General features: G+C 62.2%; 24 protein-coding genes and 1 pseudogene. 9 read left to right on the top strand and 16 right to left on the bottom strand.

Going from position 1 to position 25,985, the window contains the following annotated elements:
• Window positions 1-69: 69 nt before the first annotated feature.
• Together FX982_RS19510 and FX982_RS19515 are read left to right on the top strand one after the other, a co-directional pair.
• Window positions 70-1,104 carry a histone deacetylase family protein gene (locus FX982_RS19510; RefSeq protein WP_172612132.1) on the top strand — a complete coding sequence of 345 codons (1,035 nt, stop codon included), beginning with the start codon at window positions 70-72 and terminating at the stop codon, window positions 1,102-1,104.
• A complete protein-coding gene (locus FX982_RS19515; RefSeq protein WP_172612133.1) occupies window positions 1,101-2,192 on the top strand; it encodes a polyamine ABC transporter substrate-binding protein in 1,092 nt (363 codons plus the stop codon). Before FX982_RS19510 ends, FX982_RS19515 begins: the two co-directional genes overlap by 4 nt.
• Window positions 2,193-2,498: 306 nt before the next feature.
• Here the strand turns inward: FX982_RS19515 and FX982_RS19520 are convergent, their stop codons facing one another.
• Entirely contained in the window at window positions 2,499-2,855 is a 357-nt protein-coding gene (locus tag FX982_RS19520) for a hypothetical protein (RefSeq protein WP_172613110.1), read from the bottom strand.
• A 52-nt stretch (window positions 2,856-2,907) separates the two neighbouring features.
• On the bottom strand, window positions 2,908-3,669 hold the full coding sequence (locus FX982_RS19525; protein ID WP_172612134.1) for a YoaK family protein: 762 nt from the start codon (window positions 3,667-3,669) through the stop codon (window positions 2,908-2,910).
• 400 nt (window positions 3,670-4,069) lie between these two features.
• On the opposite strand from FX982_RS19525, the pseudogene FX982_RS24920 reads away from it, so the two are divergent.
• Together FX982_RS24920 and FX982_RS24925 are read left to right on the top strand one after the other, a co-directional pair.
• Window positions 4,070-4,948 (top strand): annotated as a pseudogene (locus FX982_RS24920) (cache domain-containing protein); the annotation flags it as partial.
• Window positions 4,949-5,152: 204 nt separating this feature from the next.
• Window positions 5,153-5,857 (top strand): methyl-accepting chemotaxis protein, encoded by a 705-nt coding sequence (locus FX982_RS24925; RefSeq protein WP_438826340.1) that lies wholly within the window; start codon window positions 5,153-5,155, stop codon window positions 5,855-5,857.
• 87 nt (window positions 5,858-5,944) lie between these two features.
• On the opposite strand, the gene FX982_RS19535 is transcribed toward FX982_RS24925, so the two are convergent.
• The 7 genes from FX982_RS19535 to FX982_RS19565 all read right to left on the bottom strand — a co-directional run bounded on the left by FX982_RS19535 (window position 5,945) and on the right by FX982_RS19565 (window position 13,867).
• A complete protein-coding gene (locus FX982_RS19535; protein WP_172612136.1) occupies window positions 5,945-7,687 on the bottom strand; it encodes an ABC transporter ATP-binding protein in 1,743 nt (580 codons plus the stop codon).
• A complete protein-coding gene (locus FX982_RS19540; protein ID WP_172612137.1) occupies window positions 7,684-8,631 on the bottom strand; it encodes an acetamidase/formamidase family protein in 948 nt (315 codons plus the stop codon). Before FX982_RS19540 ends, FX982_RS19535 begins: the two co-directional genes overlap by 4 nt.
• Before the next feature lie 88 nt (window positions 8,632-8,719).
• Window positions 8,720-10,327: an ABC transporter substrate-binding protein gene (locus tag FX982_RS19545; RefSeq protein ID WP_172612138.1), complete on the bottom strand. Its 1,608-nt coding sequence runs from the start codon at window positions 10,325-10,327 to the stop codon at window positions 8,720-8,722.
• Between the two features lie 27 nt (window positions 10,328-10,354).
• Window positions 10,355-11,281 (bottom strand): ABC transporter permease, encoded by a 927-nt coding sequence (locus tag FX982_RS19550; RefSeq protein ID WP_172612139.1) that lies wholly within the window; start codon window positions 11,279-11,281, stop codon window positions 10,355-10,357.
• The gene (locus FX982_RS19555) at window positions 11,281-12,129 is read right to left on the bottom strand and encodes an ABC transporter permease (protein WP_172612140.1); all 849 of its coding nucleotides are present in this window, start codon (window positions 12,127-12,129) and stop codon (window positions 11,281-11,283) included. Before FX982_RS19555 ends, FX982_RS19550 begins: the two co-directional genes overlap by 1 nt.
• The gene (locus FX982_RS19560) at window positions 12,126-12,710 is read right to left on the bottom strand and encodes an ANTAR domain-containing response regulator (protein ID WP_172612141.1); all 585 of its coding nucleotides are present in this window, start codon (window positions 12,708-12,710) and stop codon (window positions 12,126-12,128) included. Before FX982_RS19560 ends, FX982_RS19555 begins: the two co-directional genes overlap by 4 nt.
• The gene (locus FX982_RS19565; protein ID WP_172612142.1) at window positions 12,707-13,867 is read right to left on the bottom strand and encodes a transporter substrate-binding protein; all 1,161 of its coding nucleotides are present in this window, start codon (window positions 13,865-13,867) and stop codon (window positions 12,707-12,709) included. The genes FX982_RS19560 and FX982_RS19565 overlap by 4 nt, the downstream gene beginning before the upstream one ends.
• A 354-nt stretch (window positions 13,868-14,221) precedes the next feature.
• On the opposite strand from FX982_RS19565, the gene gcvA reads away from it, so the two are divergent.
• Both gcvA and FX982_RS19575 read left to right on the top strand, forming a co-directional pair.
• Window positions 14,222-15,127, top strand: coding sequence for a transcriptional regulator GcvA (gene gcvA / locus FX982_RS19570; RefSeq protein ID WP_172612143.1), 906 nt, complete (start codon window positions 14,222-14,224; stop codon window positions 15,125-15,127).
• Between the two features lie 75 nt (window positions 15,128-15,202).
• Window positions 15,203-16,030, top strand: a complete 828-nt coding sequence (locus FX982_RS19575; RefSeq protein ID WP_172612144.1) for a DMT family transporter — start codon at window positions 15,203-15,205, stop codon at window positions 16,028-16,030.
• Window positions 16,031-16,068: 38 nt separating this feature from the next.
• Here the strand turns inward: FX982_RS19575 and FX982_RS19580 are convergent, their stop codons facing one another.
• From FX982_RS19580 to FX982_RS19590, 3 genes are all read right to left on the bottom strand, one after another.
• Window positions 16,069-16,350, bottom strand: coding sequence for a hypothetical protein (locus tag FX982_RS19580; RefSeq protein WP_172612145.1), 282 nt, complete (start codon window positions 16,348-16,350; stop codon window positions 16,069-16,071).
• A gap of 418 nt (window positions 16,351-16,768) precedes the next feature.
• On the bottom strand, window positions 16,769-17,644 hold the full coding sequence (locus FX982_RS19585; protein ID WP_172612146.1) for a phosphate/phosphite/phosphonate ABC transporter substrate-binding protein: 876 nt from the start codon (window positions 17,642-17,644) through the stop codon (window positions 16,769-16,771).
• Window positions 17,632-19,959, bottom strand: coding sequence for a putative bifunctional diguanylate cyclase/phosphodiesterase (locus tag FX982_RS19590; protein ID WP_172612147.1), 2,328 nt, complete (start codon window positions 19,957-19,959; stop codon window positions 17,632-17,634). Before FX982_RS19590 ends, FX982_RS19585 begins: the two co-directional genes overlap by 13 nt.
• A gap of 145 nt (window positions 19,960-20,104) precedes the next feature.
• Between FX982_RS19590 and FX982_RS19595 the strand changes: the two genes are divergently transcribed.
• Both FX982_RS19595 and FX982_RS19600 read left to right on the top strand, forming a co-directional pair.
• Window positions 20,105-20,320, top strand: a complete 216-nt coding sequence (locus tag FX982_RS19595) for a DUF6434 domain-containing protein (protein ID WP_172612148.1) — start codon at window positions 20,105-20,107, stop codon at window positions 20,318-20,320.
• 16 nt (window positions 20,321-20,336) lie between these two features.
• The gene (locus FX982_RS19600; RefSeq protein ID WP_172612149.1) at window positions 20,337-20,963 is read left to right on the top strand and encodes a glutathione S-transferase; all 627 of its coding nucleotides are present in this window, start codon (window positions 20,337-20,339) and stop codon (window positions 20,961-20,963) included.
• Window positions 20,964-20,978: 15 nt separating this feature from the next.
• On the opposite strand, the gene FX982_RS19605 is transcribed toward FX982_RS19600, so the two are convergent.
• Window positions 20,979-21,785, bottom strand: coding sequence for an AraC family transcriptional regulator (locus tag FX982_RS19605; RefSeq protein ID WP_172612150.1), 807 nt, complete (start codon window positions 21,783-21,785; stop codon window positions 20,979-20,981).
• Between the two features lie 105 nt (window positions 21,786-21,890).
• Between FX982_RS19605 and FX982_RS19610 the strand changes: the two genes are divergently transcribed.
• The gene (locus tag FX982_RS19610) at window positions 21,891-22,847 is read left to right on the top strand and encodes a threonine dehydratase (protein ID WP_172612151.1); all 957 of its coding nucleotides are present in this window, start codon (window positions 21,891-21,893) and stop codon (window positions 22,845-22,847) included.
• 34 nt (window positions 22,848-22,881) lie between these two features.
• On the opposite strand, the gene FX982_RS19615 is transcribed toward FX982_RS19610, so the two are convergent.
• From FX982_RS19615 to FX982_RS19625, 3 genes are all read right to left on the bottom strand, one after another.
• Entirely contained in the window at window positions 22,882-23,604 is a 723-nt protein-coding gene (locus FX982_RS19615; protein WP_172612152.1) for a YkgJ family cysteine cluster protein, read from the bottom strand.
• A gap of 199 nt (window positions 23,605-23,803) precedes the next feature.
• Window positions 23,804-24,577 carry an L-iditol 2-dehydrogenase gene (locus FX982_RS19620; RefSeq protein ID WP_172612153.1) on the bottom strand — a complete coding sequence of 258 codons (774 nt, stop codon included), beginning with the start codon at window positions 24,575-24,577 and terminating at the stop codon, window positions 23,804-23,806.
• A 55-nt stretch (window positions 24,578-24,632) separates the two neighbouring features.
• Window positions 24,633-25,946: an ABC transporter substrate-binding protein gene (locus tag FX982_RS19625; RefSeq protein ID WP_172612154.1), complete on the bottom strand. Its 1,314-nt coding sequence runs from the start codon at window positions 25,944-25,946 to the stop codon at window positions 24,633-24,635.
• Window positions 25,947-25,985: the final 39 nt, after the last annotated feature.

Raw genomic sequence — 25,985 nt, forward strand, 5'->3', positions numbered from 1 at the left:
CTTGCCGTTCTCATAAACCTCGCCCGGCGCAAGACTGTATGTACCGATACAGCCTGCGGAGAACAATAAATGCTGACAATCTACTCGGATGATCACCACCTGCACCACGGCCGCTGTGAGCTGATGGACGGGCAGTTGATGCCCTGCTTCGAAATGCCCTCACGCGCCGATCATGTATTACAACGGGTCAAGGACCGTCAACTTGGCGAGGTACAGGCGCCGCAGGACTTTGGTCTGGAACCGCTGCAACGCGTTCATAGCCGTGAGTACCTCGATTTCTTCAAGGGTGCCTGGGCGCGCTGGACCGAATTCGGTCAGGAAGGCGACCTCCTGCCCTACACGTGGCCCGCCCGCACCCTGCGCCGCGTACTACCCGAAAGCCTGCATGGTCAACTCGGTTATTACAGCTTCGACGGCGGAGCGCCAATCACCGCCGGCACGTGGCAGGCAGCCTACTCGGCGGCGCAGGTCGCGCTTAGCGCCCAACAAGCGATTCAGCAAGGTGCCCACAGTGCTTTCGCCCTGTGCCGTCCGCCGGGACACCACGCAGCGGGCGACTTGATGGGCGGCTATTGCTACCTGAACAACGCCGCTATTGCCGCCCAGGCCTTTCTTGATCAGGGCCACAAAAAGGTCGCGATTCTGGACGTGGACTACCACCACGGCAACGGCACCCAGTCGATTTTCTATGGGCGCAGCGATGTGCTGTTTACCTCGATCCACGGCCACCCGGAAGCGGAGTTTCCGTTTTTCCTGGGCTATGCCGACGAGTCGGGTGAGGGCGCAGGTGCGGGCTTTAACTTCAACTACCCACTGCCGGCCGGTTCCGGCTGGGAAACCTGGAGCGCGGCGCTCGAGCAAGCCTGCACAGAAATTGATCGTTATGGCGCCGACATCATCGTCGTCTCCCTGGGCGTAGATACATTCAAGGACGATCCGATCTCAAAATTCAAACTCGACAGCAAGGATTATCTGGCGATGGGCGCACGCATCTCCCGCCTGGGTAAACCTACGCTGTTCGTGATGGAAGGCGGCTACGCAGTGGAAGAAATCGGCATCAATGCCGTCAACGTTCTCGAAGGTTTTGGAGGGGCTGGCCAATGAACATGTTCAAGTCACTTATCCTCTGCGCTGCCGTTATCAGCGGCATGGCTCATGCCGAAGAGAAAACCCTGCGGGTCTACAACTGGTTCGACTACATCACCCCAAAGGCGCTGGAGGACTTCAAGGCGCAGAATCCCAGCCTCAAATTGGTGTACGACATCTTCGACACTAATGAAGCTTTGGAAGCCAAGCTGCTCACCGGCAACTCAGGGTATGACGTGGTTGTGCCATCCAACGTGTTTCTTGCCAAGCAGATCGAAGCCGGTATTTTCCAGCCGCTGGACCGCAGCCAATTGCCGAACTGGAACCACCTCGATCCCAAGCTGATGAAGCTGATCGAGGCCAACGATCCGGGCAATAAATTCGCCGTGCCTTACATGTACGGCACCATCCTGATCGGCTTCAACCCGGACAAAGTCAAGGCCGCCCTGGGTTCCGATGCGCCAGTGGACAGCTGGGACCTGATTTTCAAGGAAGAAAACATCAGCAAGCTCAAGTCCTGCGGTGTAGCGCTGCTGGATTCGCCCTCCGAAATCCTGCCCCTGGCCTTGCAGCACTTGGGCCTGGACCCCAACAGCAGCAACCCCAAAGACTATGTGAAGGCCGAAGCGCTGTTGATGAAAATCCGCCCCTATGTCACCTACTTCCATTCCTCCAAATACATGGCAGATATCGCCAACGGTGACATCTGCGTCGCGGTTGGATACTCCGGCAGCTTTTCCCAAGCCGCCAACCGCGCCAAAGAGGCCAAGAACGGCGTGACCGTGGACATGCGTCTGCCCAGGGAAGGCGCACCCATCTGGTTTGACATGCTCGCCATTCCCAAGGGTGCCAAGAACCCACAAGACGCCTACACATTTATCAACTACCTGCTGCAGCCGCAGGTGATTGCGCCAGTCAGCGATTTTGTCGGCTACCCCAACCCCAACAAAGACGCTACCGAACAGGTTGATCCGGCAATCCGCAACAATCCCAACCTGTACCCCACCGAGGCTGCGATGGCCACGCTCTATACGCTCAAGCCTCTGGGGCGTGACGCCGAACGCGCGCGCACGCGGGCCTGGACCAAGATCAAGTCAGGCACCTGATACCTTGTCGTTATACCTGGCTGGGCGAACGGGATGACCAAGCTTTCACCCGAGGTAAAGCGTGCTGTGCGCGTTCACGGTGCCCACAGTGGTCGGTTTACTGCGGGAAAGGGTCAGTTTCGGAAAACCGCCCAGTGATTGATCAGCGGTCTCAGGTCGAGAAGGCTTAAGGTCAAGCAGGGACATAGCGTGACGTGGATTTGAGCTAATGGATTTAACGATCACGCCCTTCAGCCTATTCCCGTGCGCAAGATCGCTCCTGAGCTGGCACACAGCGATGCACGGATCTTCGATATCTTCGCCACGTCAGTGATCCTTACCCAGTCGCTTCTGCCAATTGCCGTCCTGAGCGCGCTGGCATTCTTCCTCAGAGTCGAAACGGACATTACGATCTGAGAGCTTCAGATCAAAGCAGGCTTCATTCAACGCGATGGCCGTCAGCTCAAAAATGCGAACCTTCGCTTCAACCTCGGCAAGCTGTCTGTCCGCCAGCGTTTCGAACACCCAGATCACCTTCAGGGTGTTAGCCAGTGCGTCCAAGTCAGCCCTATGGGTCAGCCAGGTGAAGCCTTTGATTTCACCTTTTGCTGTTTCGCACGCTTCGGTCAGCGTGGCGATTAACCGGCGTTCAATTCGCGCCAGTTCACGTTTACCGGGTGGCATCGCAATTTCCTTTGCAGTAGGGCGGAGGTGCTCAATCAGGATCAACAACGGATCACTCGCGCAACGCACGGCGGACATACCGGCGCACATCGTCCAGCGCGGGTACAACGGCCAACACGCCAAGCACCAGCGACAGCGGCACAGTAGCGATGTACCCGACGAGTTTGAACCCGTACGCACCCGCCACACCGCCGACGAAAAAGCTCAGTGCCAATACGGTCAATAACGTGAGGCGCGGCCGGTTGGCAAGCACTCGCGGCTGCTTCGACGGTGTGGCGCCATTCCAGTAGAAGAGCTTGCCGAGCTCAATACCGATGTCGGTGACGATACCGGTAATGTGCGTGGTTCTGATTTCAGCCTTGGAGACCTTTGTGATCAAGGCGTTTTGCAGGCCCATGATGAAACACAGCAGTATGACCGTCAGCGACACGATCAATCCGTCCACTGCCGCCAGCCTGGCGCCCAGAAAGCCGAAGCAGAGCAGTAAAAACGCCTCGAACAACAGGGGCAGCGCGAAGGCGCTGTGCAGACGTCTACGACGGGAATAATTGACCATAATGGCCGAACAGGCCGCGCCGGCGATGAAAGAGAGCAGGGCGCTGGCGCCACGCAGCAACAGGTCATACACACCCAGAACCGTATTGTCAGCCATTGCCGAGACGATCCCGGTCATGTGCGACGTGTACTGCTGCACGGCCAGAAACCCCCCTGCGTTGATGGCCCCGGCCACAAAGGCCAAGACGAAACCAAGGTGCCGGTTCGCGACGACGGTGCGTCTTCTGCCGGTCAGGCTGCGGATGTATCTGATCGCCATGTAAGAGTCCCGTGGTTGCCGACGTGTTGGGCGGGTGCTGACCCGCCGGAGGCAATGACCGCCCGGATTCGCCAGTAAGCAACACACGCATAGCGGTCGTACAGCGCTTCTTCGTGTTCGCGCCTCAGGTTCACCGGCGAACAGCCGATAGAACTCAAGTAACCGTGGAACACTTGCATAACTAAAACACCACGCTCGCCTTCATTTCTGCCCAATAACGCTTAAAACCGATGCGGAAGGTCTCATGAACATCAAACAGAAGCTGACGTGGGGCTTCGCAGCCATCGCCTGTGTTCCGGTGCTGGTGGTGGCGGGGTTGGTGGTGTTTAACGCGCGCGAAGCCGCCGAAGCGAATTTCGTGGACAGCAGTGGCCGCGAGATCCGGCAGATCGATAACGGCATGACGCAGTTCTTCGACGCCATCAGCCAGAACGTCGACTACCTGGCGAAGGATCCGCGGATCCTGTCGGCCAAGGACCTCAAAAACTACTCGGGCGCCGACGCTGCGCAGCTTCCACTCACCGACAGCAACCGCCGCCTGCTGGAGATTTTCGACGGCTTCGCCAAAACCCATCCGACCACGGCTTACCTGTCGTTGGGCTTGAGTGACGGCGGCTACGCCAGCTGGCCGGATGATCCCAAGATCAGCAAGTACGATCCCCGCGAGCGCCCGTGGTACAAGGCCGCCATCGCCGCACCGGGCACCACCGTGCGCACCGGCGCCTATTACTGGGCGCCGGACGACGTGTCGCTGATCGGCACCGTGCACACGGTGTCGGACACCAGTGGCGCGATCGTCGGGGTGGTGGGGCTGGACGTGTCCCTCAAGCAACTCACCGAGCTGGTCAAGAACATCAAACTGGGCGACAGCGGCTACCTGATGCTGGTGGAGGCCAACGGCAACGTGCTGGTCGACCCAAGCAACGCCGGGCATAACTTCAAGCCGCTGACCGATCTGGGCGCCAACTATGCCGAGCTTGCCAAGGCCGACGATGGCGCGACGCAGATTGAAATAGACGGCAAGGTCTATATGGCTAACGTGATCAGTTCGAAAGGGCTTGGCTGGCGCTTCATCGGTCTGATTGAGCGCGACGAAGTGATGGCGAAGGCCTCCAGCCTGACCTGGTTGATCGCCGGGATCGCCGCCGCGCTGGCAATCATTTTCGCCATAGTCGGTGCCACCTTCGCCGGGGTGATCGTGCGCCCGATCCGGGGAGTGGCCGATGGCTTGCAGGAAATCGCCGAAGGCGAGGGCGATCTGACGCGCCAGCTCAAGGTCCACGGCAAGGATGAAACGGCCACATTGGCGGGGTGGTTCAACCAGTTTCTCGGCATGATCGCGCAACTGATGCAGCGCATTGGCGGCGCCTCGTCGGACCTGCAGAGCGCAGCGGCGGACACCCGCGAGGTCGCGCGCAACATGGACGAGGCGGCCGGCCGTCAACGCGAGGCGGTTGAACTGGTGAGCACCGCGTTCAACGAAATGGTGGCCACGGCCAACGAAGTGGCGCGTTCCTGCAGCCAGGCAGCGTCCAGCGCCGACGCCGGTTATCGCGACGTACACGCCGGGCAGCAACACATCAGCGAAGCCAACGGCAGCGTCTTGAAACTGAGCAGGGAGCTGCAACAGTCCACCGAGACCATGCAGCTGCTTGAGCAGGACAGCAAGAACATCAACGGCATTCTCGACACCATCCGCTCGATCGCCGAGCAGACCAACCTGTTGGCACTCAACGCAGCGATCGAAGCAGCGCGTGCCGGGGATCAGGGCCGGGGTTTCGCGGTGGTGGCCGACGAAGTTCGCGCCCTCGCACGACGCACCGCCGATTCCACCGGTGAGATCGACAGCCTGCTCGGCAACCTGGCCAGGCGCACCCAAGAGGTGACGGTGCAGATGCGCGGCAGTCTGGAGGTCTCCAACAGCAGCGTCGAGTGCATCCAGCAGGCCCGGGACAGCTTCGACAAGATCCGCACGTCCGTGGACTCCATCCGTGATCAAAACACCCAGATCGCCACCGCTGCCGAGGAGCAGCATCAGGTGGCCGAAGAGATCAACCGCCACATCGCCCAGATCCACACTGACGCGCAACTGGTCGAAGAATTCGCCCACACGTCGCAGGCGGGCTCGGGTCGTTTGACCGACATTTCCGGTCAGCTCAATGGATTGGTGGGACGCTTCAAGTTCTGACACCGATCAAGCCATGGGCCAGGGATGGCCTACGAATATCCGAATAGCCAGCAAAGCCCTTTCGCGCTTCGGCCTGCTGCCCGGCGCTCACTCCACCGCGACCCAATGATCCGCCGCCACCGCCGAAAACCGTTGCGCGGGCGCAACAAAATCCGCTGCCTTGATCGGGTCAGGCCGTTCCAGCTCTTTCAGCAGGCTCTTGAAATCCCTTCGCCGGCCCACTTCGGGAACAGGCACTGCAGCCAGCAAACGTCGGGTGTAGGGGTGTTGCGGGTTGTGCAGCACCTGATCACGGGCGCCGATTTCGACGATGCGCCCGCCGTACATCACCGCCACGCGGTGGCAGATGCGTTCGACCACGGCCATGTCGTGGGAGATGAACAGGTAGCTCAATCCATGCTCGGCGCGCAGCCGTTCCAGCAACTCCAGCACTTGCGCCTGAACCGACACGTCCAGCGCCGAGACCGATTCATCCGCGATGATGACTTTGGGGTTCAGCGCCAGCGCCCGGGCAATGCAGATGCGTTGGCGTTGCCCGCCGGAAAACTGATGGGGATAGCGCTCCAGGGTGTCCCGTGGCAGGTCGACCTGTTGCAGCAACTGCGCCACACGCTCGCGCCGCTGGGGCTCGGGCATCTTGTCGTGAATCAGCAGCGGCTCGCCCACCAGATCGAACACGGTCTTGCGCGGATTGAGCGCCGCATACGGGTCCTGGAACACCATCTGTACGTCGCGGCGCACCCGCTGCAGCGCGTCGCCCTGCAAACCGTTGAGTTCCTGCCCGAGCAATTTGACGCTGCCCTGATAGCTGAGCATGTTCATCAAGGCTTTGCCGGTGGTGGATTTTCCGCAGCCGCTTTCGCCCACCAGCCCCAGGGTTTCGCCCTGACGCAGCTCGAAACTGACGCCCTCGACGGCATGCACCGTGCGTGGCGCTTCGAACCAGCCGTGGCGCAGAGGGAAGCGCACGCTGAGGTCCTTGACCGCGAGCACCACTGGCTGTTCGGTCATTACATCAGGCGGCGGCGCACTGCCCAGCACCGGCACGGCGGCCAGCAGTTTGCGGGTATACGGCGCCTGCGCGTCGGTGAACACCTGATGCAGGGAGCCGCGCTCTTCCATGCGGCCCTGATTCATCACCACCACTTCATCGGCCATTTCCGCGACGACGCCCATGTCGTGAGTGATGAGTAAAAGGCTGGTTGCGAACTGCTGCTGCAACTCGCGCATCAGCTCGAGGATCTGCGCCTGAATGGTCACGTCCAGCGCGGTGGTGGGCTCGTCGGCGATGAGGATTTCCGGCTGGCAGAGCATCGCCATGGCGATCATCACCCGCTGGCGCATGCCGCCGGACAGTTCATGGGGGTACTGGGTCAGGCGCTTGTCGACCTGGGGCATGCGCACGGCGTCGAGCATGGCCCGGCAGCGCTGGTGAATCTCGCTGCGACTCAACGCCTCATGCCGGCGCAGGGTTTCCGCCAGTTGCTGGCCGACGGTCAGCAGCGGATTCAACGATGTCATCGGCTCCTGGAAAATCATGCCGATGCGCTTGCCGCGCAGGCGTTGCAGCTCTCGCTCCGGCAGGCTCAGCAGGTCGCGGTTATCGAACAGGATCGCGCCACCGGGAACACTGGCCGCCTTGGGCAGCAAGCCCATGATCGCCAGGGACGACAGCGATTTGCCGCTGCCGGATTCACCCGCGATGCACAGGGTACGGCGCGGGTACAGGGCGAAGCTCAGCTCATCGACCACCCGACGCCGTGAGGCACCGCCGCCGACGTCGATGCTCAGCCGCTCCACCGAGAGACTCGCCTGATCGTCTGGTTTCACTGGAACACCACTTTCGGGAAGTAAAACGACACCACCCAGTTGGGCAAGTCGACGATTTCGCTGATGCGCAAATCCCCGCACACCGAGCACAGCATGTAGGCCTGTTCGGCTGGCATGCGGTGCTCGCGGCACAGCCAGTCGATGGTATTGGCGACGGCCTGCCGCGCGGCCTGCATCAGGTCCGGGCCGATGCCGGTGAAGGCTTCGTAGCCGGCGCTGTCCAGGTGCCCCGTCACTGGGCCGGGGGTGCTGAAACGCGGCGTTGTCAGCGGCGTTTGCTTGATCAGATCGAGCGTGACCACCACGTCCATGGCGCTCTCGATGGCGGTGCCGCAGACCTCGCCATCCCCTTGGGCCGCGTGGGTATCACCGATGGAAAACAGCGCGCCGGCCACTTCCACCGGCAGGTACAAGACGCTGCCGGCCGCCAGGTCGCGGATGTCCAGATTGCCGCCGACCCGGCGGGGCGGCACGATGGAATGCAGCCCGGCTTCGGCCGGCGCCACGCCCACAGTCCCGGCGAACGGCTTGAGCGGCACCCTGGCGAAATCACCGAAGGCGGCGGGGGCGAGGGTCTGCGTGTCGTAATGCCACAGGGCCAGGGCGGGCGCCTGAAACTGGTCGGCGAGCAGGCCGAAGCCGGGGATGTTGGCGGTCCAGCCGAAGCCACCGGGCTTGAAGCTGTCCAGGGTGATCTTCAGGATGTCGCCAGGCTCTGCGCCTTCCACGTAGATTGGCCCGGTGACCGGGTTGATCTGATCGAAGGGCATCACGCTGACGTCGGCGACCTGGGACTGCGCCGTGAAATAGCCGTTGGACGAATCCCGGCAGTTCATCTGCAAGGTGGTGCCGGGCGCTACGCGCTCGACGGGGGTGAAGCTGTGGTCCCAGCCGAAGTGGCTGTGGACGCTGTGGATGGTCTTGACCAGGCAGTTCTGGCACATGGGTGCGGTCCTCGTTGCAAACAGGCTATCGGGGAGGGAAAGCAGTGGCCTGTGCCCCAGACTTTGCCGGGAACAGGCCAGCGCAAAATCACTTCACCCAGATGTAGTCATAGTTGACCGGCACGTGGACCGGATCGACGTACAGCGCGTCGTCGCCGCCCATGCGCTTGGAGCGCACGGTGAAGCGTTGCTCGTTAAAGATCGGCACCCACGGCGCGTCGGCCATGGCGTCAGTGAAGATCTTCTTCCAGGCCTCGGTGCGCTCGGCCTGCTGTTCCGGGCGGGCCATGGCGTCGGCTTTGGCGGCGCGTTCATCCAGCGCCTTGTTGCAGTACAACGACCAGTTCCAGCCGCCTTCGACCGCGCCGGTGCAACCAAGAATCGGGCCGTAGAAGTTCGACGGATCCGGGAAGTCGGCGATCCAGGCCATGCCGCCGGACCACACCATCGGCGCCTGATTCTTGGAGCTGCCAGCCGCAATCACGTTGGCCTGGGCCAGGGATTTGATCTGCACGCGGATGCCGACCTTGGCCAGGTCTTGCTGGATCGACTGGGCAATGCGCGGCTGCGGGTCGGTGTTCATCACGTACAACTCGGTGTCGAAACCCTTGGCGAGACCGGCATCGGCCAGCAGCTTTTTCGCGCCTTCGACGTCGTAGGGCAGGCCTTTGTACTGGGTGTCATAACCGGGCATCGCCGGTGGCAACGGCTGGTTCGCCGGGACCGCGCGACCATTGATGATGCGCACGATGCGTTCCTTGCTGATGGCCATATTGATGGCTTGGCGGACCTTGAGGTTGTCGAACGGCGGCAGGGTGGTTTTCAGCGTCACGTAGCCGGTTTGCAGCTGGTTGCCGGTGACAAGCAATTGCTTGGACGCCGGGTCGTTCTTGAACTGCAGAAACTGCGCAGGCGGCACGCCGTCGCCGGCAATGTCCACTTCGCCCTTGTTCAGGCGCAGCAGCGCGACCGTCGGGTCCTGGCCGATTTCAAAGGTAATCTTGTCGACGTAGGGCAGGCCCTTCTGGAAGTAGTTCGGGTTCTTCACCAGCTCAAGCTTCTGCCCCAGTTTCCACTCGGCCAGGCTGAACGCGCCGCTGCCGACCGGATGCTTGCCGAAGTCGGCGCCCCATTGCTCCACCGCTTCCTTGGGCACCACCGAGGCAAAGTTGATCGCCATGATGTGCAGGAAGGTCGCGTTCGGTGCGCTGAGCGTGATGGTCAGGTGTTGGTCGTCGACCACCTTGATGCCGCTGAGCGTCGTGCTTTTGCCGCCGGTTACGTCTTCATAACCGACGATGGAGCTGAAGAAACCGGCGCCCGGGCTCTGGGTTTTCGGGTTGACGGTGCGCTCCAGGGAGTACTTGACGTCATTGGCGACCAGCTCACGGCCGTTCTGGAATTTCACGCCCCTGACCAAAGTGAAGCTGTAGACCAGCCCGTCCGCGGAAATGCTGTAGTCCTCGGCCAGGCTTTTCACCAGCTCGGTGGTGCCGGGCTTGTAGTCCATCAGACGGCCGAACAGGCTTTTGATCATCGACCAGTTCTGCCAGTCGTAGCCGATCGCCGGGTCCAGCGTCGCCACATCGTTCTGGTAGGTCACCACCACATCGCCGCCGCTTTTCGGCGTGTCGGCCCACAGTGGCGTGGTAAACAGCGTGGCCGCCACGGCCAGGGTCAGCGCGTTGATCTTCATTGTTGTGCCCCGTTTGTGTTGATGGATTCAGTGCTGCTTGATGTCGATGCGCGGGTCCACCAGCGGGATCACCAGATCCGCCAGCAGGTTGCCCAGCACGATGGCCACCGCCGACAGTGTGGTGACGCCGACGATGACCGGAATGTCGACTTGCTGGATCGACTGCCAGGCGAGCTGACCTATGCCCGGCCAGCCGAACACCGACTCGACCACCACCAGCCCGCCCATGAACACGCCGATGTCGATGCCGATCATCGGGATCACCGGGACGATGGCGTTGGGCAATACGTGCACGAACACGATCCGCGCCCGGCTCAGGCCCTTGGCCCGCGCCGTGCGGATGAAATCCTGGTGCAGCACTTCGATCATCGAAGAGCGAACCATGCGCGAGTACCAGCCACTGCCGAGCAGTCCGAGGGTCAGCGCCGGCAGCATCAGGTGGCTGGCGCCGCCATAGCCCCCCAGCGGGAACCAGCCCAGTTGCACGGCGAAGAAGTACAGAAACAGCATGGCGGCGATGAACTGCGGGGCCGACACACCGACGAAGGAGAACGCCATGAGCAATTTGTCGGCGAAGCTGTCGCGCTTGAGCGCCGCGAGCATGCCCAGGCTGATGCCGATCAACAGCTCGAAGCCGATGCCCGCTGCCATGAGTTCTAGGGACGGGCGCAGTCGCGCGCCGATCAGTTCGCTGACGGCGGTGCGCTGGATGTAGGAGCGACCGAGGTCGCCGTGGAGCAGGTTGCTCAGGTACCCCAGGTATTGCTGATAGAAGGGCAGGTCCAGCCCCAGTTGGGCCCGAATCGCCGCAACCACCTCAGGCGTGGCGCTGCGCCCGGCGATCTGCCGCGCGGGGTCGGCGGGCAACAGGAACAGCAACAGGTAGGTGATGAAGGTCACGCCGAGCAGAATCAGCAGCGCGTAACCGACCCGGCGGCAAATGAACGGCAGCATCAGCGACGCCCCTTGAGTGTGGGGTCGAGTTCGTCGCGCAGGGCGTCGCCGACCAGATTGAACGCCAGGGACAGGAGGATGATCGCCGCGCCCGGAATGAACACCAGCCAGGGCGCGGAGGTGAAGTAGGTCTGGCTTTCGAAAATGATGTTGCCCCAGCTCGGCGTCGGCGGTTGTACGCCCACACCCAGGTACGACAAGGTGGCTTCCAGCAAAACGGTGGTGGAAATGCCCAGCGTCGCCCACACCAGAATGGTCGGCAGCAGATGGGGCAACAGATGGGAGAACAGGATGCGCAGGGAACTGGCGCCGAGGGTGCGCTCCACGGCGACGAAATCCCGCGCACTCAGCGCCACGGTTTCGGCATAGATCACCCGGGCGATCTGCACCCAGTTGACCATCGCGATGACCATGGCAACGATCCACACGCTGGGCTGGAAAATCGCCGACAGGGCAATCGCCAGCAGCAGGGCGGGGAAGGCCATCATCAGGTCGGTCAGGCGCATCAACGCGCTGCCGAGCCAGCCGCGCACAAAGCCGGCGGTCAGGCCCACCAGTGTGCCGATCAGCACCGCCAGCCCGTTGGCCAGCACGCCAATGAACAGCGAGGTGCGCGCGCCGAAAATCAACCGCGACAGCAGGTCACGGCCGAGCAGGTCGGTGCCCATCCAGTACGGCGTCGACGGAGCCATCGGTGCGCCTTCCAGGGTCAGTCCTTCGACGAATTGCTCGTCCGGGTCGAAGGGGCTTATCCACGGGGCCAGGGCCGCGAGCAGCACCACGGTGACGATAAACAGCAGCGAAACCGCCACGGCCGGTCGACGCAACAGGGCCATGAGGGTGTTCATGCGCGGTCCTCGTCCCGCGCCGCGAGGAGGTCGACGCACAGTGTTTCGATCGGCCGGTTGAGCTGCATCGACAGACTGCGCAAACGCTCGTACGCCGTCGCCTCGTTGATGCGCTGGGTCACCATCAAGCGCGCCAGGGCCTGGGCCATGAGCGGACGCAGCGCCAGCCGCTGTTGCAGCTCGTTGAGTTGTTCGGCGTCGGCGCGCTGACGGTCACGCAGTCCCACCGCCATCATCAGCGTGGTGTAGACCGAGCCCTGGCTGATGGGCTTGTTCAGCAACGCCGTGGCGCCGAGCTGCAGTGCGCGCTGGATCTGCGACAGGGTTTCGTGAGCCGTCAGCGCGACGATGGGAATGCTGGCCTCATTCAGCGCCCCAACGGCCAGCGGACTGGCGAAATGCTCGATTTCAAGGATCGCCGCGAAACAGCCCTGTGCGTTACACGGTCCGTCGTGATCGAGCACCTGCGAGTGAATCCCCAGGCGGTGCAGGCTCTTGCCCAGGTTGGCCTGACTGCGTTCATCGCAGTCGATCAGCAGCAAATGACCCTGGTCGAAAGCAGGAAAGGCGCGTGTGTTCATTTGACGATCCTCAGGCGCGGCGCCGGGGTGGCGTGTCGGTCGACCACGTCGGCGTGTACATCCGTAACAGTGAGATAGGGGTCGGCGGCGATCGGCTGAGGCGCCGACTGCACCACATGGAAGCGCCCCTCGCGCAGTTCAGCGATATGACTGGCAAGGGCGCTGTGATGGTTGCGCGCCGACAGGCTGACGGTGCCGAGCACGCTGGCAACCGGATGTCCGTAAAGGTGCTCGCAAATCGCTTTTGGCGAGGCATCGTCGCTGGCGTGCAAGGCGTCGGCGAATACCCTCAACGCCGTGTAGGCGCTGGTGTAATAGTGCGAACAGGTGCGCGGGCCATGACTCTGCTGGCCCTCACAAAACGCCGGGTTCAGGGTCTCGAAAAACGGCCCGCAGGACAGCAGCCGCAGCGCCTGTATCGGGCCCACCCCATCCAGCTCCGCTTCGGTCAGGTTGCAACTGAGCACCGGCAGGCGCAGGCCCTGGCGCGCGCACGCCCGATCCAGTTGCTGCAGAAACGCGTAGGAGGACTCGCCGACCAGGTTGTTGAGCACAAACGCTGGCGGGTCTTGAATGAGCCCCTCAATCAGCGTGTCGAAGCCGGTCGCGCCCAGGTGCCAGTACTTTTCCCCGAGCACTTCAGCGCCGTTGGCTTCCAGCACCTCCCGGGCGATACGGTTGCTTTCCCAGCCCCACACATAATTGGAGCCGAGCAAAAAAGCCCGCCGACCAAACTGGCCGAGGGCGTAGCGCAACAGCGGGAGCAGCGTCTGGTTAGGGCATCCGCCGAGGTACAGCACGTTCTCGCTGCTTTCGTAGCCTTCGTAGGGGCTTGAATACCAGAGCAGCGCGCCGTGCTGGTCCAGATCCGGGATGATTTCCTTGCGGCTCGCAGACAGCGTGGTGCCAAAGATGTGCCGGACGCCCGCACCCAGCAGTTGCGCGATGCCGGTGCTGTAACGTGCCGGATCGCCCTGGGGGTCGACGCAAATGGCTTCCAGTTTCACGTTGCGCCGGGCGTCGGCGTTGATCTCGGCCAGCGCATCCTGCAACCCGAGCAAGGCACTGCGGCCCATGCGCCGATAGGTGCCTTCGGTCGAGAGCAGGAAGCCTACGGTAATGCTGGGGCGCAGATCAGGAGTCAAAAGGTTCGGCATGAACAGCATCCATAAAAAAAGCCCGATCAACCCGGTAGGGGTCGATCAGGCTTCGATACCTGGCGCATTCGAGGCGCGTATGTGGACGAGACTTAAGGACCTGGATCCGGCTTGTCGTTCGTTTTAACCATGAAATAAGCGTGCCAAGTGAACGTTCCCCTGCGGTGTCGGCCTTTACCGGCTCCGGCCTGTCTGCGGTTGCTCCGTGGTGGGGCGCTCGCCTGCGATCAAGCCTCAAAGCGGAGCAGGGTGGGTAAGCTGACGCACTGCACCCGTTCGCTGAACAAATCCTCTACCATGAGCCGTCATTCATGATCGGAGCGGCTGCCGCTCTGCTTGTAGAGGCTCGGTGAAATGAGAGACCTGCCACCCACCGCCACCTTGCGCGCTTTCGAAGTCGCCACCCGTCACGGGACGTTTACCTCCGCATCCGAGGAGTTGCACGTGACCCAAAGTGCGGTGAGTCACCAATTGAAAAATCTCGAAGACATCTGGGGCGTGCAGCTGTTTCAGCGCGGCAAGACGTTGAGACTGACCCCCGCCGGAGCGGCGCTGGCGCCGATTGTCAGGACGTTTTTCATGAACCTGGAGGCGACGCTTGCAGACCTTCGCGAAGAGAACGGCCGCGTCAGGCTCAAGGTCAGCACGACCTATTCCTTTGCGCTGAAATGGCTGTTGCCGCGCTTGCCCACTCTGGCCGAACGGCACCCGGAAATCCTCGTCTCACTGGACGGTACGGACACCACGATCAACTTCGCCAGCGGCGAGGCGGACGTTGCGATCCGTCTGGGCGGCGGCAATTACCCCGCGCTGCATTCGGAATTCATGTTCAGAGAGCACATTTTTCCGGTGGCCAGCCCTGACCTGCTCAAGCGCTTCGGCGTACCCCGGGAACCGGCGGAGCTGTTGCGCTATCCGCTGCTGGCGCGGGACGGCTCCGACCTGGTGCCGAATTGGGAGGTATGGTTTCAAAACATAGGCCTTGGCGTGACCTCGCTGAAGGAAAGCGTGCGTTTTCCCGACACCAACATGACCGTGGAAGCGGCTTTGCTGGGGCAGGGCATTGCCCTCGTTCGCAGCGGGCACGTGGAAAAAGAGCTGCGCGACGGCAGTTTGATCAGGTTGTTCGAGGTGCCGTTTCCCTCGCCGGTTGCCTATTACTTCGTGTGCCCGAAGGGGGTGGAAACCCAGCCCCACGTGGCCAGTTTCCGCGACTGGCTGCTCGAAGAATCAACCGCAGCCGGAATTTCCTACGATTGACCCATGAGGATTTATTCATGATCGGATGAAAAGCCTTCGCTTTAAATTCGAATGAGCCACTGCCTAGAATCCGACATGCCTACTTTCATCATCCTGTTGATCCTCTTCGCCGCCTTGCTGCACGCCAGCTGGAACGCCTTGCTGCGTGGCGGCACTGACAAGCTCTGGTCGATGACCATCATGTGCGTGGCGGTGGCCATCGTCAGCACGATCGGGGCTTTCTTCATGCCTGCCCCGGCGCGGGAAAGCTGGTTCTACGCGGGGCTCTCGGCGCTCTTGCATGTGGGTTACAACCTGTTTCTGGTACGCACCTACCGCAGCGGCGATCTCGGCCAGACTTACCCGATCTCACGGGGCTCTTCGCCGGTGCTGATCACCCTGTGCGCGTCGATCTTTGCCGGGGAGGTGGTGCAGACCGGCACGATGATCGGCATCGCGCTGGTCTCGGCAGGCATTATTTCCCTCGCGTTCAAGGGCCGAAAGCTGCACGTCGCCAACCTGCCGTATGCCTTGGGCACCGGGTGTTTCATCGCCGCCTATAGCGTGACGGACGGGATTGGCGGGCGCCTGTCCGGTGCGCCGATGGCCTACACCGCCTGGATGTGCGCGCTGTGGGGAGTGTTGATGCCGATCACGTACGTTTGTCTGCGCGACGTGCGCAGTCTGGTGAGCGTCCGGCCTGGACTGGTGACGTCGTTAGGCGGGGGCGTGGTGTCGCTGCTGGCCTACGGCATCGTTATCTACGCCATGACCCTGGCTCCCATGGGGGCGGTGTCGGCCCTGCGCGAAACCAGCGTGCTGTTTGCGGCATTGCTCGGGTATCTGTTTTTGGGCGAGTCGCTCACGGCGCGCAAGATCCTGTCGTGCGTGGTCATTGCGGCGGGCACGATCATCATAGGTTGAGCGGCGCAGGCTCATTCGCCCAGGCTGCTCACGCCGAATCATTTGCGCAGCCTGGGTTTCACGGCCTTCAAGCGCGCTATCGCCAGGTTGTGCAGGTATTGGCGAACGGCATCGTGGTGCTCTGTGCTGACGTGGTAGCTGTCCAGCAGACCCAGCAAATACCCTTCGGCCATGGCGTGGTAGCGCGACACGCTTTCTTTGGTGTCACTGGTTTTGAGCTTGGCGATCAGCTCGTCGATGCGCCCGCGGTGCTCGTTGGAAAACCAGTCCTGCTGGGGCGGGGATCCCGCGTCGTCGCTCAGGGTCGTGTCCGGATTCATCGGGCCTCCAAGGGGACAGATCGGTTGCGTACTGTATCGGCGCGGGGCTTTTTATATGATCAATTTGCGCTTACTGGCTTGGACACCCTTTCAACCGATAAATCCTCCTCACTGAATGCGCGATGCTTTAGTGGGACCGGCTTTAGCCGGGAAGGGGCCAGCGCTAACACCCTAAATCTTGCAGTGGAACCACCGACGCCTTCCCGGCTAAAGCCAGTCCTACATTCGCGTTGATCCCGCTGACTGCACGCGGCGGTGCCGACCTGTTCGCCCTTGTCGGGGCGCTGACCTGGGTGAACGATCAGCCCGCCCTCGCGGCTGGGCCGACCATTTTTTCGATTTGATTTCGAGTGCGATTCTGGTCAGGGCTTGAAGGGTGGGCGCTACCGAATAAACAGTCTGCGCTCGGCGAAATCCATCACTGCGCCGGCGCAATCTGCTGCATCTTCTGCAGTAACGGAGCGTATTGCGCGTGGCCGACCGGGACGATTCCCGAGGCTTCCTGAGAATCGAGAAAGCCGCTCAAGCCTTGGTTATTCACCAGCATCGCGTCGCGGATCCTGGCCTTGATGTCGGCGCAGAGCGCGCCACGGAAGACGAACGGGTCGTAGTAGATGGGCTCCGAGCGCCACAACACGCTCAGGGTGGCGCGGCTGATCACGCCTCTGTTGAGGTATTCATCCACGCGGACACTGGACACGAATGCGGCCTCGACCTTGCGGTCCAGCACTGCGTCCAGCGACTTGTCGTGGGAGCCGGAGTACACCACCGAGCTGAAAAACTGCGGCAGGGGCATGCCGATCCGAGCGGAGAACTCCGCGTTGGGGATGATGCTGCCCGAGGTACTGGCGGGGTCCGTGAGCGCCACCCGTTTGCCGCGCAGACCTTCGGTTTGCCCGGCCACGTCCTGGCGGGCCACGAGCAAGGCTTGATAATGCTGGCCGGCAGGGGTGAAGAAGCCTTTGGCGATGGTGAGGCTGGCGAACGGTTCGATGCGCGGATCACGTTGATACGCCAGGATGTAGGAAGCCGGCCCGAGCCAGGCCAGGTCCACCCCGCCCGATACGATGGCATCGACCACGCTTTCGTAAGAAGAAGAGGGCACGATCTCCACCGGGATGCCTGTCGCCCGACGCAGGTGTTCTATCAGCGGTCGCTGCTCGCGCAGCAGCACCTCCATGCTTTTCTTCGGAATAACGGCGAGGCGCAGGCTCTGCTGCGAACATTGGCCATACGCCGGCTCGATCAGCATCACGCTCGCCAGCAGAGCCGCCAGAATTTTCACTGCACGCATGCTTCGCCTACCAGATTCATGAAGGGTGGGTACTCTTGCAACTGTGCGACGCTGAGGGGCCGGCTGAAATGGTAGCCCTGGACGATGTCACAGCCGGCCAGCTTCAGGCACACGACTTGCTCGCGGGTTTCCACGCCCTCGGCCACCACTTCAAGCCCCAGGCGCTTGGCCAGAATGATGGTGGAGGAGACGATCGGGTTGTCATCGGGGCTATTGGAGAGTGGGGCGATCAACGCGCGGTCGATCTTCAGCGTGTTCAACGGCAACAGTTGCAGATGCGCGAAGCCTGCGTAGCCGCTGCCGAAATCATCGAGGCTGATGCGCACGCCCGCCAGGCGCAGCCGCTGGAGGTGCTCAACGGCCAGGCCTTCAGGGTCGAGCAGGCAGGTTTCGGTGATCTCCACCTCCAGAAACTGCGGGGCAATGCCCCGTATTGCCAGCTCCCGCAGGAACCTGTCGCTGTAGTCCGCCTGATGCAGCTGGATCGCGGAAACATTGACGGCGACCTTCAGCGCCCGACCCTCGGCGTGCCAGCGCATCAAGTCCTCGCAGCTCAGGCGCAACACTTCCCAGCCGAGGTCGACGATGAAACCGTTGCGCTCAGCCATCGAAATGAAGCGGTCCGGATACAGCAGCCCGAAGTCTGGATGCTGCCACCGCACCAGCGCTTCATAACCCTCGACCTGCAGGGTGTCGAGCCTGATCTGCGGCTGATAGTGCAGAACGAACTGGTGATGGTTCAATGCATGGCTGAAGGTCTGTTCCAGCATGAATTCCTCGACGTCGGCGACGTTCAGCGACGGGTCAAAGAAGCGGTACTGGCCGCGACCGGCGCGCTTGGCGGAGTACATCGCCGCGTCCGCGCCGCGAATGAGCTCTTCGACGTCCTGACCGTCCCGGGGGCAGATGCTGACGCCGACGCTGGGGCTGGTCATGACTTCATGGTCGTTGAGCGAGTACACCGCCGATAACTTTTCGACCAGCGCCCGCGCCCAGCCATCGATCTGTTCTTCACTGCGCTCGCCTGCCAGCAGGATGACGAATTCGTCACCGCCGAACCTCGCCGCTTCATCGCCGGGTTCAAGCATGCGGGAGATGCGCCCCGCGACGGCCTGCAGCAGCATGTCGCCGACCTTGTGCCCCAGCGAGTCGTTGATTGATTTGAAGCGGTCCATGTCGATGAACAGGATGGCCAGCAATCGGCGCCTGCCGCGCTGTCTGGCGAGTACTTGCGTGGTCAGCTCCATGAACTGGCGACGGTTGTGCAGGCCACTCAGGTGATCCGTCGCAGCGGCATGGCTGCTGCGGCGATGTTCGTCCTCCAGTCGGCTGATCAGTTGTTGATTGATGAGCTGGGCGTCTTCAAGGGCGGTGAAGGCTTCCTGACGCTTGCGCAGCACCCGCAACGTCCAGAACAGGGCGCCCAGAATCAGCACGGTCATGGACAGGTTCAGCCAGAATTGCTGCCGCGAGGCGAGCAGGGAGGACGCAAGGATTTCGTCCTCCGCCTGGCTCACGACAACGCTGAAACCCCGCTGTGGCACGCGCAGGTACAGGCTTTGAAAAAGGCCGGCCGGGGAATGTTGAGGCAGCATTCCCGCCACCGGGCCGTCACCCGGCAGCTCGGGCGTCATCGGTGCACCGGAGAACACCACGCCGCTGCTGCTGATCCGCACTCGCTCTCGGCCGATGTTATCGATCAGCCGCATCATCCCGCTCTGGCCGAGATCAATGTGCTCGAACAGGGCCGCGAGGTAGCCGATGTCCAGTTGGATCAAGAGGACGTTATCCAGCCTGCCGGTGAACGGATCGGTAAGCGGCAAGAGGAACGGCAGACGCCAGCTGGGTCCAAGGGGTGTTGTCTGTGGGCCGAGGGAAGAGGGCAGAAGCGCCTTCAAACCGTACCGGGCCGAGTGATCCTGCAACTGGGTGAGCCACAGAGAAGGTAATTGGGCAGGCTCATCGCTGTGGCTGGCAGAGATCAACTGGCCGTCGACGGCATACAGGCTCATGCGTTTGAATACCGGGTCCTCGGCCAACATCCGCACCAGGCCTTGATGCTGCACGCCCAACGCCTGCATATCGCTGCGGGCCACCCCGCCGATGGCCTGGGCCCTGTCGACCAACTGACGCAGGTTTTCGGCGGCGATGGTGGCCAGATTCAAATGCTCGGCCGCCTTGGCTGCCAGCGCCTCCTCGCGAGATGAGGCTTTTTGCTGGTAATGCAGTCCCCACAGGAACAGCAAGGTCGCCGCGCAGAGCAATACCAATAGCGATTGAATGAAACGGAGCGAGGACAACGATCGAGGGATCACTGGATGCTTCCGGCAGAATATGGTGGCACTTTAATACCAGATTGTTGCCATCCCGTGACGGTTTCTTCCTGCGCACTTATGGACGGTCATGGCAACGCAGGTTTCGCCGCTAGAATGCGTAGGACAACCCTTTCGGACTTATCCCATGGCTTTCGACTGGCACAGCGATCCGCTTTCCCGAAACACCCCTGTGACTCAGGATTACCGCAACACCCAGAACGTGCGCCGCTTCATGACCGGGCAGTGCGGACCGGCCTTTAAATTCGACCGCGACTTCATGGCCTGGATACGCAACGACACCCGCAAGACCCTGGGCGATGTGGTTGATGAATGGCAGCGCCGGCATGGCCATAAAGCCTGACGACAGAGGGGAAAACATGTTCACCTTATTTGGGGCCGAGAGATCCGGCTCGGCCGCCATCGAGATGGCACTTACCCTGTGTGGCGCCGAATACCGCCTGGTCCCCGCCTGTTCGTGGGAAGCGGGCGCCGGGCAGGACGAGTTGAGACGCTTGAATCCGCTGATGCAGGTGCCGACCCTGGTCATCCCCGGTGGTGGCGTGCTGACGGAGAGCGCGGCCATCCTCACCCATCTGGGCCTGGCATTTCCGCTGTCCGGCCTTTTGGCTCACGACGTTCTTGAACGTGCCCAACAACTCCGTGCGCTAGCGTACATCACCACCAACTGCTATGCCTCCATTGGCCTGATCGACTACCCGGAACGGTGGCTGCCTGACGCCGATCCCGATCAACTGGATCGCTTGGTCGCAGGCGCCCGGCGCAAATTGCACAGTCAGTGGGAGGTTTTCAGCGATGTGTTTGACAACCCGGTGGCCTGGCACCCACAGGCACCTGGCGCGGTTGAAATGCTTGCTGTCGTAGTCAGCCAGTGGAGCGGGGCGCGGGATCATTTGCAGAGGGCTCGGCCCGGATTTCACTCGTCTTTAGAGACGGTTGACCGCCATCCCGTTGTCAGTGCGGTTCTTCAGCGGCACGGCTGGTGACTGGGAAACAAGTCATCACCCCCACTGACTGCGCAGTTTCGCCGGGCTCGTGCCCAAACGGAGCCGGAAGGCGGTCGCCATATGGGCCTGGGAGCTGAAGCCGCAGGCAGGGGCGATCTCTGCCAGTCTCGCATTTGAGTCGCGCATCAGGGTCCGTGCCTTGGCCACGCGCCTGTCGATCAGGTAACTGTGCGGACTTTTGCCTGTGGTGTTTTTGAAGGCCCGAATGAAATACCCCTCGGACAACCCCAGCATGTCCGCCATGGCGTGCACCCCCAGCGGCCCGTCGATGCCTGCGTCGATGAACTCATCCAGCCTGCGCATCCGGCTGCCGTTGATCGAGCCTTGCAGCGGCGTGTCGTGGGGGCTTCGGTCAGCGACCCGTTCAGCCAGCGCCAGCGCCCAGCCCTCCCAGTCGTCCGCAGGCGAGGACTGCAGCAACGCGGCGCGCATCTTCATCGCCAGAGGGATCGCCTGTGCATCGATGCGGTTGTTAAAGGCTTGGTCGCCCGTCAGCGCAAGCTCGTCCGTGCGCAGCAGCCGCAGGTATTCACCACCCGTGGGCGACTCCGACAACACGTCGCAACCGGCGGGCACGAACGCGAGGCCGTTGGGCAGCGCATCGAAAGGTTGCACCCGATCGCTGCCAATGGCGTGCAGGCCGCGCTGGCTTTCGAAGGCGAAACCAATCGCCGCCTGAGCCGCCACGTAACGGGTGGCGTAACCGGCGGCGGGGAGCAATTCGATCATCCACGGGCCTGCCTCGACACGGCGAACCGGTTCAGGCGGGGGCGGGCGAGGCGGGCGTGTTGTCGGGTTCATGGCATTGATACTAATGAAGTGCGCGGCAAAAAGTCAGGTCAGTTTTTTGAAAGCCGGCGCGGCGGGGCTGTACCTAGACTGGGCCACATTTTCAAGGAGACGCCCATGCACGGACTGACACGCGACGATATCGAACAGGCCGCTCGCCAAGTGTATGCGGTCATGCCGCCGACCGCTCAATATGCCTGGCCGTTACTGGCCGAGCGGCTAAACACCACGGTCTGGGTCAAACATGAAAACCACACGCCCACCGGCGCCTTCAAAGTGCGCGGCGGGATTACCTTCATGCACTGGCTCAAGCGCACTTACCCGGCCGTCAAAGGCATCGTCACCGCGACCCGTGGCAATCATGGTCAGAGCCTGGCGCTGGCCGCCACGGCATTGGGCTTGAGTGCGTCGATCGTAGTGCCGGAAGGCAATTCGCCGGAAAAGAACAACGCCATGCGCGCCCTCGGCGGCACCGTGATCGAATGCGGCCGGGATTTCGACGAAGCCCGGGAAGAGGCCGCGCGGCTGGCCGACGTGCATGGGCACTATCTGGTCCCGCCTTTCCACATCGAGTTACTCAAGGGCGTGGCCACGTATGCGCTGGAGTTGTTCATGGCTGCGCCGGATCTGGACACGGTTTACGTGCCGATCGGCTGCGGGTCGGGGATTTGCGGCGTCATTGCGGCCCGCGACGCGTTGGGCCTGCAGACCAAGGTAGTCGGCGTGGTGTCCACCGAAGCAGCGGCTGCGAAGTGGTCGTTCGAAGAAGGCACCCTTTTGCAGACCCCATCGGCGAATACCTTTGCCGACGGCCTTGCCGTGCGCCAGCCCATTCCTGCCGCCTTCGCGATCTATCGAGCAGGTGCAGAGCGCATCGTTGCTGTCAGCGAGGAAGAAATCGCCGAGGCCATGCGCGTCTATTACACCGACACCCACAACCTCGTGGAGGGTGCAGGCGCCGCTGCACTGGCGGCGCTCATTCAGGAACGCCAGGCCATGGCAGGGAAGAAGGTCGGGGTCATTCTGTCTGGCGGGAATGTGGATCGGTCGGTGTATGCGCGGGTGATAGGCTGAAACGGCAAGCGACAAGCGGTTCAGCGGCGGCCGTTCAGCGGGGTAGTGGGTGGAAGATGTAATCGTCGGTCGGTGAGTCAGCCAGGGGCACGGACTGGGTGTGGAGATAATCCCTCAACGCGGGGTCCTCTGCCTTGATCTGCCAAGGCTGCGCAGCAGCGCCAGCATTGACTTCGGCACCTTCGCACGCAGCAAGCAAGGTCTCGACCGAAGGCTGGTGAATGACCAGGCCGTTGCCTTTCCAGCCGGCGACGGTCAAACCAAGGCTTTCGCATACCGCCACCTTGCGCCGGGCATCCTCGCGGTCGGACTGGCGCGATTGCTGGACCAGCATCGCCAATCCCTGATCCGACGCCAGCAGGCTGCCCTGCTGCCAGCTTTCCGGCGGGCAGTCCTTGGCTTGAGGTTTCAGCTCAATGAAAGGACTGATCTCCATCGGGTAGATCCGGCACACCAGCGGACGCTCCAGGTACACCGAACAGAGGCCGTCCTTTTGAAGGTTCGGGCATTCAGGGATCGCGTTGGCCGCCAGAATCACCGTTACCCGCAGGGTGCCCGAACCGCCAGGGACCGGCGCGGATCGCCCGGCGTTGTAGGCGTACTCGGCCGATCCAACCGGCCAGAGCGACTCATCGAACGCCTCAAGCAAAACCCCGACAGAATGGCCGCGTTTTAGCCAGGTCACTGCTTCACTCAGGGTCAAGGGGACGAAGCGGCCGCGGCAGCACGCGCCGCAGCCGACGCACTCGAAGCGCATGTCGGGGTCTACGTTCGGAGGGTTGGCTGTTGAGGGAATTGTTGAGTCGTTGATGTCTAGGTCGCCTGGGCCGCTATTCATTGAACGGGGATCATACGGCGGTTAGCTCAATCCGGTTAGTCCCGTGTGCGGCCATCAGCGGGGCGAGCCATTCCCACTGGCTGATGCGATGGATCAGCGACCCACGTTTTTCCAGGCCTCAGCTCATCCAGTTGCCACCGTCGACGTTGTAGGTCTGGGCGACGACATAATCGCTTTCCGCTGACGCGAGAAAGATCGCCATGCCGGTCAGGTCCTCGGCGGTGCCCATGCGACCGTAGGGCACTTCTTCGCCAACGAGCCTTTTCTTCTCCCCCAGCGGCCGGTTCTCGTGTCTGGCAAACAGCGCGTCGACGCCGTCCCAATGCTCGCCATCAACGACGCCCGGTGCGATCGCGTTGACGTTGATCCGGTGTTTGATCAGGTTCAACCCGGCGGACTGGGTCAGGCTGATGACCGCGGCCTTGGTCGCGCAGTAGACGCCCACCAGTGCCTCGCCGCGCCGCCCGGCCTGGCTCGCCATGTTGATGATCTTGCCGCCATGACCCTGGGCGATCATCTGCTTCGCCGCCGCCTGGAGGGTGAACAACGTGCCAGCTACATTGATGGAGAACAGGCGCTCGTAGCTCTCGCGGGTGATGTCCGTAATGGGCGCGAGATCAAACAGCGCGGCGTTGTTGATCAAAATATCCAGCTTGCCGGTGGTGGCAACGACGGCCGCCATGGCCGCGTCGATGGACGTTTGATCGGTGACATCCATCCTCACTGCGTAGGCACTGGCCCCTAGTTCGGTGGCGGTCTGGGTCGCGCGCTCCAGGTTGATGTCTGCGATGGCGACCGTCGCGCCCTCGCGAATGTAGGCTTCGGCGTAGGCCCGCCCGATACCTCGCGCCGAGCCGGTGATCAGTGCGCTTTTACCTTCGAGTCGTTTCATAAAAAGAGTCATCCGTCATGCGGTGAGAACCGGCCGACGTCCGTCGGCGGTGGGTTTATTTCTTTGGGTAGCCGGCGCGCTTCATCTCCCGCTCCGTCGTCGACTGCGCGGCAGCCAGTGCCTGCTCGACGGAGGTCTGGCCGGTGAGTGCGGCGGAGAAGAGCTTGCCCACCGACGTGCCGATGGCCTGGAATTCCGGGATGGTCACGTACTGAATGCCAACATAGGGCACAGGCTTGGCCGACGGGTGCGTCGGATCGGCGTGCTTCATCATCTCCAGCGTCACTTTGGCGAACGGCGCAGCCTGGAGGTAGGCATCGCTGTAGGTGGAGGTGCGGGTGCCAGGCGGCACGTTGGTGATGCCGTCTTTCTGCGCCACCAGCTGGATGTATTCCTTGGAGGTGGCCCAGGTGGTGAAGGCCTTGGCGGCGTCTTTGTGTCTGGAGGTCGCCGGGATTGCCAGAGACCAGGCGTACAGCCAGGACGAACCCTTGTCGGTCACTTCAACGGGTGCTGGCGCGAAGCCCACGCTGTCCACGACACGGCTCTGTTCCTTGTCGGTGGTGAACGAGCCCGCCACGCTGGCGTCGACCCAGATCGCGCATTTGCCGCTGTTGAACAGGGCGAGGGTTTCGTTGAAACCGTTACTGGAGACGCCGGGCGGCCCGTAGTTTTTCAGCGTGTTGACGTAGAAATCGGCAGCGGCCTTCCACTCGGGGCTGGTCAGCTCGGGGCGCCATTGCTCGTCGAACCAGCGGGCGCCGAAGGCGTTGGCCATCGTTGTCAGCAAGGCCATGTTCTCGCCCCAGCCGGCCTTGCCTCGCAGGCACATGCCGTACTGACCCTGATCCGGGTGATGCAGTTTGGCGGCAAACGCCCCGAGTTGGGTCCAGGTCGGGTGCTCGGGCATGCTCAGCCCGGCTTGCTTGAACAGGTCGGTCCGGTAGTAGGTCACCGTGCTCTCGCCGTAGAAGGGCAACGCATACAGCGTGTCGTTGACCGACAGGCCCTGGCGCACGGAGGGGATGATGTCGTCGAGGTCGTAGCTGGCGGGCAGGTCCTTCATCGGCTCCAACCAGTTTTTTGCGCCCCACAATGGCGTCTCGTAGGTGCCGATGGTCAACACATCGAACTGGCCGCCCTGGGTCGCGATGTCAGTCGTCAGCCGTTGGCGCAGGACGTTCTCTTCGAGCACCACCCAGTTGAGTTTGATGTCGGGGTGCTGCTCTTCGAACACCCTGGAGAGCCGCTGCATGCGGATCATGTCGTTGTTATTGACCGTCGCGATGGTGATGGTCTCGGCAGCATGACTGACCCCAGCCAGAGACAGGCCGGCAGCCAGCAGCAGCGCGTGATGGGTGATCTTCATGGTGATCTCCACTCCACGCCGGTGGCGCGGAATCGTTAT

Source organism: Pseudomonas graminis (assembly GCF_013201545.1).
Lineage (GTDB): Bacteria > Pseudomonadota > Gammaproteobacteria > Pseudomonadales > Pseudomonadaceae > Aquipseudomonas.

Excerpts from the sequence above, each read along its gene's own strand:
- FX982_RS19510 (WP_172612132.1), top strand. The coding sequence starts at position 70 with ATGCTGACAATCTACTCGGATGATCACCACCTGCACCACGGCCGCTGT.
- FX982_RS19515 (WP_172612133.1), top strand. The coding sequence starts at position 1,101 with ATGAACATGTTCAAGTCACTTATCCTCTGCGCTGCCGTTATCAGCGGC.
- FX982_RS19520 (WP_172613110.1), bottom strand. The coding sequence starts at position 2,855 with ATGCCACCCGGTAAACGTGAACTGGCGCGAATTGAACGCCGGTTAATC.
- FX982_RS19525 (WP_172612134.1), bottom strand. The coding sequence starts at position 3,669 with ATGGCGATCAGATACATCCGCAGCCTGACCGGCAGAAGACGCACCGTC.
- FX982_RS24925 (WP_438826340.1), top strand. The coding sequence starts at position 5,153 with ATGGTGGCCACGGCCAACGAAGTGGCGCGTTCCTGCAGCCAGGCAGCG.
- FX982_RS19540 (WP_172612137.1), bottom strand. The coding sequence starts at position 8,631 with ATGTGCCAGAACTGCCTGGTCAAGACCATCCACAGCGTCCACAGCCAC.
- FX982_RS19545 (WP_172612138.1), bottom strand. The coding sequence starts at position 10,327 with ATGAAGATCAACGCGCTGACCCTGGCCGTGGCGGCCACGCTGTTTACC.
- FX982_RS19550 (WP_172612139.1), bottom strand. The coding sequence starts at position 11,281 with ATGCTGCCGTTCATTTGCCGCCGGGTCGGTTACGCGCTGCTGATTCTG.
- FX982_RS19555 (WP_172612140.1), bottom strand. The coding sequence starts at position 12,129 with ATGAACACCCTCATGGCCCTGTTGCGTCGACCGGCCGTGGCGGTTTCG.
- FX982_RS19560 (WP_172612141.1), bottom strand. The coding sequence starts at position 12,710 with ATGAACACACGCGCCTTTCCTGCTTTCGACCAGGGTCATTTGCTGCTG.
- FX982_RS19565 (WP_172612142.1), bottom strand. The coding sequence starts at position 13,867 with ATGCCGAACCTTTTGACTCCTGATCTGCGCCCCAGCATTACCGTAGGC.
- gcvA (WP_172612143.1), top strand. The coding sequence starts at position 14,222 with ATGAGAGACCTGCCACCCACCGCCACCTTGCGCGCTTTCGAAGTCGCC.
- FX982_RS19575 (WP_172612144.1), top strand. The coding sequence starts at position 15,203 with ATGCCTACTTTCATCATCCTGTTGATCCTCTTCGCCGCCTTGCTGCAC.
- FX982_RS19580 (WP_172612145.1), bottom strand. The coding sequence starts at position 16,350 with ATGAATCCGGACACGACCCTGAGCGACGACGCGGGATCCCCGCCCCAG.
- FX982_RS19585 (WP_172612146.1), bottom strand. The coding sequence starts at position 17,644 with ATGCGTGCAGTGAAAATTCTGGCGGCTCTGCTGGCGAGCGTGATGCTG.
- FX982_RS19595 (WP_172612148.1), top strand. The coding sequence starts at position 20,105 with ATGGCTTTCGACTGGCACAGCGATCCGCTTTCCCGAAACACCCCTGTG.
- FX982_RS19600 (WP_172612149.1), top strand. The coding sequence starts at position 20,337 with ATGTTCACCTTATTTGGGGCCGAGAGATCCGGCTCGGCCGCCATCGAG.
- FX982_RS19605 (WP_172612150.1), bottom strand. The coding sequence starts at position 21,785 with ATGAACCCGACAACACGCCCGCCTCGCCCGCCCCCGCCTGAACCGGTT.
- FX982_RS19610 (WP_172612151.1), top strand. The coding sequence starts at position 21,891 with ATGCACGGACTGACACGCGACGATATCGAACAGGCCGCTCGCCAAGTG.
- FX982_RS19615 (WP_172612152.1), bottom strand. The coding sequence starts at position 23,604 with ATGCGCTTCGAGTGCGTCGGCTGCGGCGCGTGCTGCCGCGGCCGCTTC.
- FX982_RS19620 (WP_172612153.1), bottom strand. The coding sequence starts at position 24,577 with ATGAAACGACTCGAAGGTAAAAGCGCACTGATCACCGGCTCGGCGCGA.
- FX982_RS19625 (WP_172612154.1), bottom strand. The coding sequence starts at position 25,946 with ATGAAGATCACCCATCACGCGCTGCTGCTGGCTGCCGGCCTGTCTCTG.